The organism is Sphingomonas sp. DMC8 (genome assembly GCF_056314185.1).
Map to the genome: position 1 here is coordinate 110,815 of NZ_JBQUYV010000004.1, position 14,388 is coordinate 125,202.

Below are 14,388 nucleotides of genomic sequence, written 5' to 3' on the forward strand. Positions count from 1 at the left end.
GCCGCCCGCGCGCAGCCAGCCCCAGGCGGCGCCCGGCGCCGCGTCGATCTGCGCAACGATGCGGCGGAGAGGAGTGACGAATGCCGGTTTCGTCACCGCTCCGCCACAGTCACCGTCTCACCCGGCAACTGGGCGCGGATTTCGGGGGCATACATCGCCTCCACTCGCGATGCCGGCAGGCGGAAGGTGCCGGCCGTGTTCAGCCGCATCGTATAGGTGACGGTGAAGCTGCCGCGCGGCATCCAGCCGAAAAAGGCGCGCCAGCTGTCGCGCCCGCGCTCGATATAGCTGGGGCTCGAATCGCCTTCGCTCTTGCTCTGGTCGAGCAGTTCCGACTGGCCGCCCAGATTGCCCAGCACCGTGGCGCCGGCGGGCAGCGGGTCTTCGATCACCACCCAGTTGCGCTCGGCCGAGGCATCGACGGTGATCGTCACCTTGACGACGTCGCCGCGAGTCAGCGTGCCCGGCCGTGCCGCCTGCACCACTGCGACGCTGCGGCGCATCTTGTACCCGGCCATCAGCGGCTGGGTGAGCGGCACCGCCGCGCGGACGCGCACGAACGCCCAGGGGCCGGCCCCGCCGCTCTGGCCGAGTTGCAGCGGCGCCTGCACGCCGGGCAGCGGCAGGCTGAAGCTGCGCTGCGGTTCGGCCAGCGGCCAGCTCCGGGTGATGCGGGTGCCGCCCAGTTCGGCGGTGGTGATGCCCGCGATCGCCTGTGCCGGATAGAGCGCCGCAAACCGCCGTGCCGCCAGCGCGCCCCAGGCATTGGACGGTGTCGTGTCCCAATGGCCGCGCTGCTGGCGCATCGCCACGCCGACCATCATCTTGGCATTCTCGTCCTGCCAGCCGGGGCGGCCGAGCGTGACGAGCAGCGCCTTGATCGCGGCGCTATCGTCCGATGCCATCAGCCACCAAGGGCTGCTGCCCTTGTCGGACAGGTCGATGCGGGTACCTTCATAGACCAGCCGGCTGCGCAGCACCTTTTCCGCTGCGGCGCGCAGTTGCGGGCCGTTGGCGAGGCCCGAAACCTTGCCCAAAGCGGCGATATAGTCGGCGAGCGAAGCGGTCGGCATTTCCGCCGGCGCCATGCCGATCTGGCCGAGCATGGCGGGCGTCGCCGCGCCGCTGCGGGCCAGCGCCGCGAAGGCGGCGACCCGCTGCAGCCGTACATCGCCATAATCCTCGCGCCGCAGCCTGCCGTCCATCACCGCCTTCATCGCAGTCAGCATCTTGGCACGCGGGCCATCGGGCAGCGGCAGGCCGGCTTCGGCAGTGATCGACAGGATATAGGCGGTCAGCGCCTCCGATCCCTGGCCGCCGGTGGGGAAATAGAGCAGCAGCCCGTCACTGTCCTGATAGGAGGGAATGTCCGCCGCGATCCCCGCCCATGCCGCGGCATCGCCGGTGGCAATGGCGCGCGAGGTCCGCTGCTCGAGGCAGTTATAGGGATAGGCGAGCATATAGTCGCGCACGCCCTGGAGCGGCGGGGCCAGTGTGTCGGTAAGGATCACATCGACCAGCCCGCGGCCCGCAATCGCGCCGGCAGGCGGCGCGATCAGGATCGGCCCGGTGCCCACGCGGGTGAGGCTTGCCGCCCAGGTTTCGACCGGCACCGCCGGGATCACGTCCTGCGTGACGGTCAACTGGTCCTGCGCCTTGCCGTCCTCGCTGCGGGCCTTCACCGTCCAGCGCAGCTTGCCTTCCATCGCCTCGGGCACGGTGAGCGTCCAGACGACCGGCTTGGCGGCGCCGGGCGGCAGGTCCACCGTCAGCGGCTTGCCGTTCGCCACGGCAGGATCGAGCGCAACGGTGGCGGTGACGCGCATCGCCCTGGCCGATCCGTTGCGCAGCGTGAACATCGCCCCGAACCGGTCGCCGCTCCGCACCAGCTGCGGCACGCCGGCATAGATGCTGAGATCCTGCGCGGTACGCACCGACGCCTCGCCGGTGCCGAAATATTGCGCGCCGCTGCTCGCGATCGCCACCAGCTTGAACGAAGTGAGCGCGTCGGACAGCGGCACATCGACCTGCGCATGGCCCCTGGCGTCGAGCGCCACCCGGCCCTTCCACAGCAGCACCGGCTGGAAATTCTCGCGATTGAGGCCCGACAGATCGCCGCCACCGCCGCCGCCGGCTTCCACCGCCTTCTTGCCGTAATGGCGCTTGCCGACCACCTGCGTCTGCGCGGTGGAGGTCAGCACCGACAGCGGCCGGTCGCCCATCATCGCGTCGAGCAAAGCCCAGCTATCATTCGGGGCAAGCTGGAGCAGCGCCTCGTCGACCGCGACGAATGCCACGTCCGCCTGCGCCGCCGGGCTGCCGTCGGGATTGGTCACGCCGACATCCACCTTGGCGGTGTCGCGCGTGGCATAGCTGGCGCGATCGGCCTTCACCGTCACGCCCAGCCGATGGCCTTCCCACCCGACCTTCACCCGCGCCATGCCAAGACGATAGGCGGGTTTGGCCAGGTCCACCGTGGCGGTCGGCTCGCCGCCGTCCTTCGACCAGGGCAGGCCCCATTTGCGCGCCATTTCCGATCGCCACTGCGCCCAGCCGGAGACGCGCCCGCGCACCGCCATCACCGAGACATAGACATCCGGGGCATAATCGCCGGGCATCGGCACCTCGACCACCGGATCCTTGCCGGACAGGCCGACGACGAAGCTCGACAGCACGCCTTCGCGCTCGACCGTCACCAGTGCGGTCGCCTCGCGGAACGGCATCCGGACCTGGAAGCGCGCCGTCTCGCCCGCCTTATATTCGTTCTTTTCGGGGATGACGTCCATGCGGTCGCCATTGTCGCCGCCGAACCACCATTCGTCATTGCCGACCAGCCAGGTGGACTGGACGGCGCGGGCGACATTGCCATTGGCGTCGCGCGTGGTCGCAACCGCATAGACTTCGCCCGATACGCCGGGGTCAAGCTGGCAGGCGGCCAGCCCCTGCGCATCGGTGGTTGCGTCGCAGGTCGCCGACAGCTTGGTGGTCTTCACCTGATTGTCATAGGCGTAGAAGCCGCCGATCAGCCGCCGCCGGGCGGTGAGGATTTCGCGGCTGTACAGCTCGACCGAGATGCGCTGCCCCTGGATCGGCTTGCCGGCGGTATCGAGCGCGACGAAGCGCAGGCGCAGATCGTCCTGCTTCATCAGCCAGCCGTCGGTCTTCACGCCGAGCTGCACTGCCGAGGCGAACAGCGGGATGCGGCGCGAGGCGGTGAGGATCTCGCCGTTCGCGTCCTGATAATCCATTTCGACCAGCATCGTGGTGTTGCGGTCGACCGCCTGCGGCACCGTCACGCTGGTCCGCGCGCTGCCTTCGGCATTCAGCGTCAGCGGCAGCGTCTGGGTGGGGGGCAGTTTCGGTCCCTCGTCGGCATCGCGGGAATCGCCGTCGAGGGGTTTCACCCCTTCGGTCATCGCCTGACCGCCGAAGCTGTAGCTTTCATAGCCTTCGGGCGTGGCGAAGTTCGCGAGATAGGCGACGCGCAGTTCGACCGGCAGGTTCGAGGCTCCGCCGCCCGAAAGATAGCCGACGAACAGGTCGAGCGGCATATTGGCCGGTCGCACCTGTGCTTCTTTCGGCCCGGCGACGCTCGCCTTCATGGTCGGCAGCTTATATTCGTCGACCTTGAACGACTGGCCGGTCCAGATTGTCTTCGGCTCGCCTTTGGGATCGGCCGGATCCTTCAGCAGGAAGGTGAGCGTGTAATCGCCCATCTTGGCGCCCTTGGGCGCGGTCCATTCGGATTCGGCGGTGCCGTTCGCATCGAAATGCACCGGAATGTCGTAGCTGGTGTCCGATCCCTGGTGCGACAGGCGCAGCGTCGCGTCGAACGGCGCCGGCGCCTTGAACCCGGCGGCGACCGGGCTGCGCACATAATGTTTCATGTGCACCGTCTCGCCCTGGCGGACGAGCGCGCGGTCGAACACGGTATGATATTTGTCTTCGGGCGCGCTCCAGCCATAGGGCAGCTCGAAGTCATAGGGGCGGATGCCGTCGCCCCAGATGCTGAGCGAAAAGCTGAAATCGTCCCCCTTGCGCGCCGACACCATCAGTGGCGAGGCGCTGTGGTCATTTTCGCAGCTTGAATAGGTTTGCGGCTCCGGCAGCCCCTTGGGCACGCCCAGCCGGCCGGAGGCATCGGTGGTGCCGCGCGCGAGCAGTTCCCCGGTGCAGCTATCGGTGATCTGGACGCTGGCGCCGCCCACGCCCTTGCCGCTGTCGAGCGCCGTTACCCAGACGAGCGAGCTGTCGCGGCCCCATTTGAAGTGCACCGCCATGTTGGTGACGAGCGCGGCGGTGGCGACATAGCGCGGCGCCTTGCGGCCGAGCAGCGCCTCGCCCAGGCGCGGGCTGGCGAGTTCGACGACGTAGAAGCCGGGCTTGGTCAGCGGGATGCCGACGACTTCGAAATCCTTGCCCTTGCCGGGCAGGCTGACCTGGAACGGCTTGCCGGTGCCGCCGGTAAGCAGCGGCTTGGCGCCGGTCTGGTTGATCGCGATCGTGTCGTCGCCGCGCTTCACATGGTCGTACTTTGTCTCGCCAGCGTCGATCACCGCGCGGAACCATTTGGCGATCTCGCCATCGCCGCCCGCGACGCGCAGGCTCTGGCCGTTCACCGCCATCTGGTTGCCGCGCAGCGCCGGTTCGACATTGCGCACCGTGACCGGCAGCACGCCGCCTTCGCTCGCTTCGAGAATGCCGAAATCGCCGGCGAACTTCACCAGCGGCGGTGGCGCATCGAAACGGATGTCGAGCGGGAAGCGCTCGGCATTGCCGAGCTTGCGGCCGCTTTCGTCGGTGATCCCCTGCGGCAGCACCAGCCGCGCCGTGACCGGCCCGGGCAGTGGCGCCTTGAAGCGAAGGTCGGCGACATAGGCCTTGGTCTTGTCGTCCTTCTGCAGCTCGGGCGTCAGCTGCTTGCCGTCGGCCATCTGGATGCGGATCGCCAGCGCCTGTTCGCGCTTGATCGGCGCGGAGAAGCGAACCCAGGCGTCTTCGACCGGGCTGCAGCCGGCCTGCGGGTTGACGCGCGAACATTCAAAGCGCGCGGTAAAGGGCTTGCGGACGGTGAAGTCGAACCGCTGGTCGGCACCCGCTGTACGGCCGCCGGCGCCGCGAATATCCTTGCCCCACACCAGCGCCATGTCGCGGCCCGGCGGCAGCGGGCGGCGGCATTTGAGCGCGACGACGCTGGCGGTGGCGCGTTGGCGCTCGGCGGCCTCGGCGGGCAGCGCCTCGGGCAGGCCGGCGTCGTTCAGGAAGCTGCGCACTTCCCAGCGATCGGTGCCGAGGTCGTGGAGCAGCTTGCCGGCGGTGTCGGCGGGCAGCAGGTCGACCGGGATCTTCTCGCCGATGCCGTCGACCGCGCAATAGGCATTGGCGGCGACCGAGGCGGGGTCGGGTGCCTGGTTGGCGGCGACGAGGAAGACCTGATCCTCCTCGATTGCATTGCCGTAGCGGCTGGGGAGCACCGCGCGGGCGACCGGGCCGCCGCTGTCGACGGTAAAGCTGTGCTGGCCGCCGATTTCATAGCCTTGCAGCGTTTTCAGCTTGTCCTTCAGCGTGAAGGTACAGGTCATGCCGCCCGGCAGAGGGCTCGCGAATTCATGGACATAGGTGCGCTGGTCGACCCAGCGGCCCTGGCCGTCGACGGGGCATTTCACGTCGAAGGGGCTGGCGGCGCGCGGGTCGCCCAGCGGTACCATCGGGGCCGAGAAGCGAACGGTGAAGCGCTCGATCGCGCCGCCGCCGATGCCGGGCGTGGCGAGTTCCACCTGCGGGCTGTTGTCGCTCAGCGCGGCGACCGCCCCCAGCGGCGCTGCGACCAGAGCAAGCAGGCCGATCCGCACACCCAGTTTCATGTAAAATCCTCTCCCCTTGAGGTGGCGCGAGATTGCTGTGCCGAAACCGCCAAGTCCAGCGATGTTTGCAGGAAATTTGTGACGTTCGATCGATCCGTAACGGATGAAGTTGCGAATGCGGAACGACAAGAAACGCGGCAGTAAACGCTGTGTGGAGCGGCCGGGGGGCGGTTCTCCACATCCGAATCGGAGGCATCGCGTGGGGGTGGCGACTGTCCTGGTTGGGGTCGATGCGGCTGCACGCGAGGCGATGCTGTTCGCAGCGATCTTCTTCCTGATCGGCGGGATCGACGATCTGCTGGTCGACGTCTTGTATGGCATTCGCCGGCTGGGGCGGATGCTTCGCGCGAGGGGGAGGGGAGAGCCCTTGCGCGGGGCACCGGCGGTGCCGTTGGCGGTGTTCGTCGCCGCCTGGGACGAATCGGCCGTGATCGGGCGGATGCTCCGGACCGCGCTGCAGCGGTTCGACTATCCCGAGTACCGGCTCTATGTCGGTACCTATCCCAATGATCCGGCGACGATCGAGGCGGTTGCCGCGGTTGCGGCCGATGATCCGCGGGTTCGGCTGGTGGTGGGGCCTTCGCCTGGCCCCACCACCAAAGCCGATTGCCTCAACGCGCTGTGGCGGGCGTTGCTGCGCGACGAGGCGGCCGAAGGATGGGCCGCGGCCGCCGTGGTGCTCCACGACGCCGAAGACATTGTCCATCCGCTCGAACTGCAGGTGATCGCGGCGCATCTGGAACGCTATGCGGCGGTGCAGATCCCGGTGCTGCCGCTGCGCCACCCGGCTTCGATCTTCGTCTCCGGCCATTATCTGGACGAGTTTGCCGAAGCCCATTGGGCGCTTGCGTAAATAGGGAAATTTACAATTTATGGACCCGGCGTTCCTATAATGAGGATAGCTGCTGTTCGCTATCTCCAAAAAACGGCGGTCGAATCTTGCGATCGGCCGTGCCGGTGTGTACCACGCAACAAGCTGGTTCATTCACCGGCAGGGGCGCTGAACAATAACAGCGGGAGTGTGTTTTGCCATTGCTAGCTTTGCTGGCGATGTGAGGTGGAGGTGCAGATGCCCATGACGATGATTCTTACGGATCAAGGGCTCCTCAAGCGGCTTATGCAGGCCGCAAAGAAGGGGGTCTCGGATCAAGAGCGTCGCGAACAGCGCGTGTCGTTCGTGTACGGGAACCTGCCTAAGAACAGCGCAATGTCCAAGCATCAGGTCGAGCAAGTCCTCGACCATCTGGATAAACTTGAGGGGCGTTAACGAAGCGTGTTCCTCTTCGAGCTAGTTGGTAGAGAAGACGATCCTGTATATTCTCGGCTGGCGGTCGAAAATCTCGGCCGCCAGTATAGTTTTTTGCAATCTCTAGTATATGCCGCGCTGGGCGTAAACCAGCCTATGCTGGCAATAGAGGTTATTAAGGCCCTAAATTTTCACGCTATTTCTTGCTTACATGTTAGCGCTGGCGAGTTTCGTCCGTGTCAGGTCACTGTCGGTGATTATGTACCGCCCCCGCATTTTCAAGTTCCCGCTTTGATGCAGATGTTCACCAATCAGGTGAATAGATACTGGGAGCAATCCGATCCGGTAACGCTGGCTGCCTTCGTTTTGTGGAAGCTAAACCACATCCATCCATTCGTTAATGGAAACGGACGTACGGCTCGGGTCACTGCATACTATGTATTGTGTCTCAAAGCCGGGGGCTGGTTGCCCGGGAAGAAAGTGCTTCCGGAGCGCTTGGTTGAGCGGCGCGATGAATATGTTGCTGCGCTGAAGGCGGTGGATGCATCGGCGCAAACTGGCACGCTTGAACTTGCCCCATTGCATACACTGATGACGCAGCTGTTGGATGCTCAGTTATCGGAGTCCGACACTGCGGGGTAACCGAGTCCACCCACACAAAGTTTGATTGCTATTATCCAGCCGCGCGGCCTAGCGCTTCTATATCGGCACCGGTCAGCGCCAGCGCCTGATCGATCTTGCGTTCGACGTGAATTATCGCGCCGCGCTGTTTGTCGAGCCTCGGGTGCAGGGTGATCCGGTGGATCAGGGCGCGGACCATCGGCACTGCCTCTGCCGCGCTTTCCGGGTCGGCTAGCACCCGTTCGAATTCCTCTATCTGCCGGCGATAGGATTCCTCGATCGCCGGATGCAGCGGCAGGATCTGCGGCAGTGCGTCCAGGCTGGCCAGCTCCTGTGTGAGCCGCTGCTTTTCCGCCTTGGCGGCGGACAGCATGTCGCGGATTTCCGCAAACTCGTTTCCGCCGGCCGCGAAGGCATCCAGCAGACGGTCCATCTTGCGGGTCGCTTCGCCCAGCTTGCGCTCGATCTTGTCGCGGTCGCGCGTGATCGCCGCGCTCTGGCGGGCGAAGTCCAGGTGATATTCGCGCACATAGGCGGCCACCACATCGGGCGCGAGCATGTTCGCCTTCAGGTCCGCGATCACGCGCCTTTCGAGGATAGGCATGCGGATCAGCCGGTTGTTGGTGCAGGCGTTGCCGTTGCGGTGCTTGCCACAGCCCACACAATCACCAACGCAAACGATGGCGGGCGAACCGCAAACGCCGCAGAAGATCAATCCGGACAGCAGGTGCTTCGGCCGGCGCTGATATTCGGGCCGTGTCACCTTCGCAGCCTCCAGCCTGTCCGCGACGCGGTCCCATAGAGCCTGATCGACGATGCGCAAGTGCGGTGCATCGCCCTCCGTCCATTCGGTGCCGTCGTTCGGGCGCATCACGCGGCGCCGCGTCATCGGGTTCACCACCGTCTTCGTGCGGCCATAGACCAGCCTGCCGATATAGATGCGGTTGCGCAGGATGCCGTTGCCGGTCTTTGCCTGACCGAGGATGCTGCTGGCATGCCAATATTGGCCCCAGCCCGGCGGCGGCACGCCTTCGGTGTTCAGCCGCCCGGCAATGGCGCGGGGGCTTTCGCCCGCGTCATATTCGCGGAAGATGCGCAACACGATCGCTGCCTGTTCGTCGTCGATTTCGCGCAGGCCCCGGATGATCTGGCCGCGTTCGTCCAGCCGGTTGGCAATGCGATAGCCATAGGCGCAATTGGCGCTGGACCGGCCCTGGGCGATCGTGCCGCGCTGGCCGCGCCGGACGCGCTGGGCCAGATCGGCACGGAACTGGCTGTCCGTAAAGCCTTTGATCAAGCCGACGATGGGCGTCACGGTGCCGTCGAACAGCGTGAACAGACGCGCGCCCGCATATTCGATCCGCTCGCGGATGATGTGCGCGTCGGCGACGTGGCGGGAAATGCGGTCGGTCGATTCGGCCATCACCTGATCGATGCCGCCGGCCTCGATCAGGCGCAGCATCGCGGCAAGGCCGGGGCGCTGATCCTCCCCGATACCGGCCGCGCCGGAAATGGCGCTGTCTTCGAACACGCCGACGATCGGCCAGCCTTCCGCCTCTGCCCGCTTGCGGCAGGCGGCGATCTGGTCCGCTGTCGATCGCGGGTTCTGGTTATCGCTGCTGAAGCGGGCGTAGACTACGGTCCGCACCGTTCGATTCCTTTTGTGCGCGGGCGGCGGCAATGTCCCTGCGAACGGCCGCGCGCGCAAGAGCCTGCGCCAGCGCGATCAGTTCGGGCGGGGACTGGACGCGGGCGGGGGCGTTCATAGCGACTGGTCCAGGCCCAGCCGGATGCGGTGGACCATATATTCGGGCCATGCCATGCGGCCGGCAGCTCTATCTTCGTCGCGATAGTGCTGGATCAGCTGATTGTGGCGATTGCTGGCGCGCCGCCCCGCCTCCCGCGCCTCGGCCGATCCGCGCGTGCCGTTGCGGGTGACGCGGGCGACGATCGACAACGGGGTCAGCACCCGGCCGCGCGCGGTCGCCCGGTTGTTCCAGTCGGCATTGTGCTGGCTGGAGCAGAAGAGCTGGTTGGCGCGGTTGGGCTCGAACAGCTTGCCACATTCGGGGCAGGTGCGCGGGTGCCACCGGGTGGCCTGTTGCCCCGGCATGCGATTGTGGCCCTCCCCAGGGCACGCTTGTAACAAGGGTGGGGCCGGCGGCTTAGGCATCGGCCTCGCCACCGCGACAAGCGTCGCACGTACCGCAGCCTGCATGCCCGGTACCGTGGCAGTTGCTCTGCGATGGCTTGGACACGGCACTGCCTTGGTTCGGCGGTCTGCCGAGGCCCCGCACCTCGTGCTTCAGCGCAACGCTAAACGATAGATCTTCTGGTGTGGCATCGCGCCAGATCAGAATGGAATTAAAAGGTTGGTGTCCCGGGCGTGGGGGGACGCGGCCTATGTCCATGGGCACACCGATCTGCAGCACGATGAGCGGGCGCCGAAAGAGCCGAGTGCGCACCATAAGCCGCGTAGGCCGGGAGGATTCGATCAGGTCAGCCACGGTTGGCCTCCGCTTCGGCTGCATCAAGTTTCCATTCGCGGGCGCTGATACCCGGTCGCATTTCGATGCTTGCCCCGGTCAGGTGCGCATGCCAGTTCGCCAGCGCGGCGGCTGTGCTTATGGTGTGATGCTTGGCCTTATCGGTGTCTCCACGAACGGCAGCATCTGCCGCCTTCTGGGCAAGGTAGCCGACAAGCCAGAACCAATCGAAAGGCGTCTTGCCTTCGTCGTGACTGGCTCCCCAACGCTCGCGCTGATGGGCGGCTTCAAGAGGCACGGCCGCCATGAAGTCAGATGTTTCGGGCGTGTTGATGATAGCGGCGCGAAGGGCCTGCGACTGATCGTGGAGTTTGCCCATGATCGTATCGACTGCCGCTTCCAGCCTATCGTCCGGTTCTGAAATCGCATGCTCTGCGCAATATTGCCGGCGCCGCGACATAGCGGCGCGCAGCGCTTCGGCTATGCATTCAAAGGTGGCCTCGCTCCAATCGACGGCAACGGGCCGGTCTGGAGACTCGTGATCGTCGGAATCAGCCTGTGTCGTGGCCAGTTGCAGATCGAGCGGGACGATCTTCACACTCGCATTGGCGACATGGCGGCCATTGCAATAGATCGGTCCAGTGGTCGTTTCCGCCCAGCACCGGCCAAGCTTCCCGAAGATCGCCTGTGCAATGCCTTGTGCTTCCTCTGCCGTCGCGTCGTCGGCAAGGTCGATGGTTATGCGCTTGATATGGTCCGTCATCAGAACAGTCCCGGCTGGTGGTTGGCAGGTGCGGCTGGGCGCGGGGGCGGCGGCGTTGCGCTGCGCGCTGCGCGCTTCGGCTCGGGCAGGCGCGGCCATTTGCGGCGCGCTTCCAGATTGCAGTGATGGAGGAACAGGATGTGGGGCAGATCGTGGCCCGGCGCCCACGGCGCGTGGTGATCGATCAGCGCCTCGATGCGGGCCAGCTGCGCCGCGTTCGCCTCGCCGGGCGCACGGGCGACGTGCTGGGCGAGATTCTGGCGCATGCAGGCGAGATCTTCGCGCATCTCGCTATGGCTGGCCTGCAGCTCCGGCTCCGGCTGGCGGTTGGCTATCGCCGCCCACATTGCCGCCAGCGCGCCGGACACGCGCGCCCGATCAGCCGCACCGGCGGCGCGATCGTCGCCGGCCTGGGCGAGCTGCTCCGCGTGGCGCTGGCGTGCGGCGTGCAGGCTAGCGGTTTCGGCCGCGAGGCCGGCCCAGTCGCGGGCGACGGGATCGGTGCGGTTCATGCCGACACGCCCATGCAACCGCAGCCGCTATCGCCGGGCTGATAGAGGTACTCGCGGTCGGGCTCGGCGTGCAGCCGCTGGGCGAAAGTGTCGAGCGTCAGCGGTTTCTTGTCGCCACCGCGCCGGTCGGTCATCATCGCCACGTCTGCGCCTAGATAGGCGCGGAGCTTGCGCTCCATCATCGCGTCGTAGGCGTAGCGATCGGGTTGAACGCGGAAGCGGTTGGCCCAGTGCGCCTGACCGGCCTTGCAGCAGAATCCGCCGCAGTTGTTGTGCACGTATCCGAGGCCGTAGAGACGCGGCGCCGCGATGCCGAATTCCTCAATCGGGGCGAACAGCATCGTCGCGACCCCATCTGGAAGGGCGAGACCGGCATCAAACGCGCGCTCAGCGTCAATCAGCGGGGCTTGGTAGTGCCAGCCGTCCAAGGCATTCCGGTGAAGAATGCCCATCGACTTTGCGTCGCCGAAGAAGCGCTCGGCCTCGTGGTTTCCGATCCCGACGAGGAACGTGTCCGGCGGCCCGAACAGCTCGCCAATGCGATGGCAGTTGGCAGAGCGCCAGTCCGCGAAACATAGGCGCTTCGCCACCTCGGAGCATGGGTCGGCGCCGCTGTTGCCGATGAACCGCCGGTCGCGGAAAATCTCCCACGGATCGCGACCCTCTACAAGCCAGATCAGCTCGGGGATCGCGTCCCGAGTCCTGGCGCGCAGATCTGCAAGGAATGCCCGCCATTCTGGATTGCCGCGGTATTCTTCAATCGGCGTGTCCCCGGGGACTCGATAGTCGGGGAAGTCCTCGGCTTTCACGGTCCAGTTCAGGCGCCGATCTGCCAGGTAGGCCGCAGACTCGATCAGAAACCGATAGGCGTCGGGGTCTTCATACAGCGTGTCGGTGAAGACCATGGCACGCTCAGCGCGTGGGTGCATCACACGGTCGATCATGTCGGCGCGGAACGAACCCTGGACGGCGCTCAGCATGGTGAAGCGGCGCCCGATCATGCCCAGCCCTCTAGATAGCGGGCGAGCGCAGCGAGCAGCTGGCCGCGTTCGTCGTCGAGCGGTTCACCCGAGGCGATGCTCGCCTCGATCGCCAGTTTGGTGGCGTCGGCCAGCTTCTCGATCGCTTCCTGGTCGAAGGGCGTATGAAGGTTGAGCGGCCCCTCGGTGGCGGCGAGCATGATGTCCGCCAGCGCAGTCGCGGCCTGGGACGCTGCGGCGAGGGCAAGGCGGCGGAAGTCGGGGTTGTCGGTCACATCCGTCACTTCACCGCCTCCGGCGCCACGATCTCGGCGTTCCGCGTCTCAGTGAAGGACCAGACCGTTATGTCGCGCGCGTTTGCGGCGATGAAGGTGTCGAACGCGACGTTGAGGTGATGGGCCAGCTTCGGCTGACTGATATGGCCATCGAATCCGTTCTCCCCGAACCGCTCCGCATTGGCTTCCACGAACTGCTCGATCAGCTTTTCGATCAGTTCGCCCTCGGCCTCGAACAGGTCCGTCTCAAAGGGGCCGTCCTGTGTGGCCTCCACCAGGGCAATGTGTACATCGTCGCCGTAGTCACGGCGTGCTGCCGCCAGCGCGGCATCGCGGGTCGCTTCGCTGACCGTGTAGCATTCCGGTTGAACCCATTCGGAGTCGGGTCCATCGGCCGCTTTGGCCGCCCACCAGCTCCATTGCTTGCGGTCGGCGGCGGCATGTTCGGTGCACTTGCGCTGGTAAAATTCGCGCTGCTTGCCGCAGCCGCGTTCGGCGCAGATGTCGACCGGTGAAAAGGTGCGGGTCATGAAAAGTTCTCCCGGACATTGGCCAGCCGCAGCAGCGTGTCGGCGTGGCACCAGATGGAGGTGAGTGGGCACCAGCATTGCAGGTCGCGCCCGCGCAGCTGGTGGAGGCAGGCGAGTAGCCGGCGGCGCCAGCGGTACAGGCCGTTGATTTCGGGTTCGTCGAACGCGGCGGCGCGGAGCACGCGCGGGCTCAGGTCGCCATCGATCCAGCTTCGATAAAGGATCACGCTACGCGCGTGGCCGATCTTCGGCCGGTCGGCGAAGGGATTGCCCCAGATCGTCGGGCGGCCGACATATACCGCGCCCGGCGGGGTGTAGGCCATTTTGCGCCGGGTGCGTTGCAGGCGAACGGGCTGGCGCTGGGCAGTGGCATTGATCGGAGGGGCGATATGCCCCTCCGATCCTACTGCGGGCGAAGCGAAGGCAGGGCTCACGAGTAGCTCGCCCCATTCCCATTCCCGGAGCCGGAGCCGTAGCCGTAGCCGTAGCCGTCGCCGGAGCCGTAGCCGTAGCCGTAGCCGTCGCCGGAGCCGTCGCCGTAGCCGTAGCCGTCGCCGGAGCCGGAGCCGTCGCCGGAGCCGTCGCCGTAGCCGGAGCCGTCGCCGTAGCCGGAGCCGTCGCCGTCGAGCTGGGCCGCCCGAAGCACATAGCGGCGATCCTTATCGGGAACCAACGCGAGCACCTCGGCCACAGGCATGGCCGCAGCGACCTTTTTGGCATGCCTGCGCACCAAGGTGCCGACGCCATCGAAACAGGCGCCGCCAAGGCGAACGACATCGTCCGCCGTGATGATCACTTGTTCCATACCGCCCATGCCTCCGGCGTGATCTCGAAGATGGCCGTGATGTCGTGCAGCATGGGGATATCGGCCGGTGCGCTGATCTTGCTGCTGCTGGTCGGCCCGGTCTCGCACAGCTGCATCACGCCGCGCGTGGTGCCCCAATAGATCGCCATGCGTGCGTTCTTCAGCGGCATGGCCTTGGCGGCCAGATCCTGCCCTTCGGGAATTTCGCCCGCGAATACGCCGCGATGCGCAGTGGTGATAAGAACTTGCTTCATGGTTTCCTCCACGGCGCCTGGATGAGGAGGGCGGTCGGGGCGCCTGGCCGAC

At 66.1% G+C, this 14,388-nt stretch carries 13 protein-coding genes and 1 pseudogene; 3 read left to right on the forward strand and 11 right to left on the reverse strand.

All coding sequences use genetic code 11. The features are described 5' to 3' along the window. Nucleotides 1-92 precede the first annotated feature (92 nt). On the reverse strand, nucleotides 93-5,864 hold the full coding sequence (locus tag ACT53K_RS09975) for an alpha-2-macroglobulin family protein (protein ID WP_476228468.1): 5,772 nt from the start codon (nucleotides 5,862-5,864) through the stop codon (nucleotides 93-95). A gap of 205 nt (nucleotides 5,865-6,069) precedes the next feature. Here ACT53K_RS09975 and ACT53K_RS09980 point away from each other — a divergent pair, with 205 nt between their 5' ends. The 3 genes from ACT53K_RS09980 (at nucleotide 6,070) to ACT53K_RS09990 (ending at nucleotide 7,752) form a co-directional block, all read left to right on the forward strand. Beyond that, nucleotides 6,070-6,717: a glycosyltransferase gene (locus ACT53K_RS09980; RefSeq protein ID WP_476228469.1), complete on the forward strand. Its 648-nt coding sequence runs from the start codon at nucleotides 6,070-6,072 to the stop codon at nucleotides 6,715-6,717. 222 nt (nucleotides 6,718-6,939) lie between these two features. Beyond that, nucleotides 6,940-7,131 (forward strand): hypothetical protein, encoded by a 192-nt coding sequence (locus ACT53K_RS09985; protein ID WP_476228470.1) that lies wholly within the window; start codon nucleotides 6,940-6,942, stop codon nucleotides 7,129-7,131. 6 nt (nucleotides 7,132-7,137) lie between these two features. After that, the gene (locus tag ACT53K_RS09990; RefSeq protein WP_476228471.1) at nucleotides 7,138-7,752 is read left to right on the forward strand and encodes a Fic family protein; all 615 of its coding nucleotides are present in this window, start codon (nucleotides 7,138-7,140) and stop codon (nucleotides 7,750-7,752) included. Nucleotides 7,753-8,308: 556 nt separating this feature from the next. Here the strand turns inward: ACT53K_RS09990 and ACT53K_RS09995 are convergent. From ACT53K_RS09995 to ACT53K_RS10040, 10 genes and pseudogenes are all read right to left on the reverse strand, one after another. Further along, a pseudogene (locus tag ACT53K_RS09995) lies at nucleotides 8,309-9,379 on the reverse strand (recombinase family protein); the annotation flags it as partial. A gap of 114 nt (nucleotides 9,380-9,493) precedes the next feature. After that, a complete protein-coding gene (locus ACT53K_RS10000) occupies nucleotides 9,494-9,844 on the reverse strand; it encodes a hypothetical protein (protein WP_476228472.1) in 351 nt (116 codons plus the stop codon). Nucleotides 9,845-10,230: 386 nt separating this feature from the next. Beyond that, a complete protein-coding gene (locus ACT53K_RS10005; protein WP_476228473.1) occupies nucleotides 10,231-10,980 on the reverse strand; it encodes a hypothetical protein in 750 nt (249 codons plus the stop codon). Next, the gene (locus ACT53K_RS10010; protein ID WP_476228474.1) at nucleotides 10,980-11,492 is read right to left on the reverse strand and encodes a hypothetical protein; all 513 of its coding nucleotides are present in this window, start codon (nucleotides 11,490-11,492) and stop codon (nucleotides 10,980-10,982) included. Before ACT53K_RS10010 ends, ACT53K_RS10005 begins: the two co-directional genes overlap by 1 nt. Continuing rightward, the gene (locus ACT53K_RS10015; RefSeq protein ID WP_476228475.1) at nucleotides 11,489-12,493 is read right to left on the reverse strand and encodes a hypothetical protein; all 1,005 of its coding nucleotides are present in this window, start codon (nucleotides 12,491-12,493) and stop codon (nucleotides 11,489-11,491) included. The genes ACT53K_RS10010 and ACT53K_RS10015 overlap by 4 nt, the downstream gene beginning before the upstream one ends. Continuing rightward, nucleotides 12,490-12,747: a hypothetical protein gene (locus ACT53K_RS10020; protein WP_476228476.1), complete on the reverse strand. Its 258-nt coding sequence runs from the start codon at nucleotides 12,745-12,747 to the stop codon at nucleotides 12,490-12,492. The genes ACT53K_RS10015 and ACT53K_RS10020 overlap by 4 nt, the downstream gene beginning before the upstream one ends. A gap of 5 nt (nucleotides 12,748-12,752) precedes the next feature. Further along, nucleotides 12,753-13,277, reverse strand: a complete 525-nt coding sequence (locus ACT53K_RS10025) for a hypothetical protein (RefSeq protein ID WP_476228477.1) — start codon at nucleotides 13,275-13,277, stop codon at nucleotides 12,753-12,755. After that, nucleotides 13,274-13,711 carry a DUF4326 domain-containing protein gene (locus tag ACT53K_RS10030; protein WP_476228478.1) on the reverse strand — a complete coding sequence of 146 codons (438 nt, stop codon included), beginning with the start codon at nucleotides 13,709-13,711 and terminating at the stop codon, nucleotides 13,274-13,276. The genes ACT53K_RS10025 and ACT53K_RS10030 overlap by 4 nt, the downstream gene beginning before the upstream one ends. Further along, the gene (locus ACT53K_RS10035; RefSeq protein WP_476228479.1) at nucleotides 13,708-14,082 is read right to left on the reverse strand and encodes a hypothetical protein; all 375 of its coding nucleotides are present in this window, start codon (nucleotides 14,080-14,082) and stop codon (nucleotides 13,708-13,710) included. Before ACT53K_RS10035 ends, ACT53K_RS10030 begins: the two co-directional genes overlap by 4 nt. Then, entirely contained in the window at nucleotides 14,070-14,336 is a 267-nt protein-coding gene (locus tag ACT53K_RS10040; protein WP_476228480.1) for a DUF6948 domain-containing protein, read from the reverse strand. The genes ACT53K_RS10035 and ACT53K_RS10040 overlap by 13 nt, the downstream gene beginning before the upstream one ends. Nucleotides 14,337-14,388 lie beyond the last annotated feature (52 nt).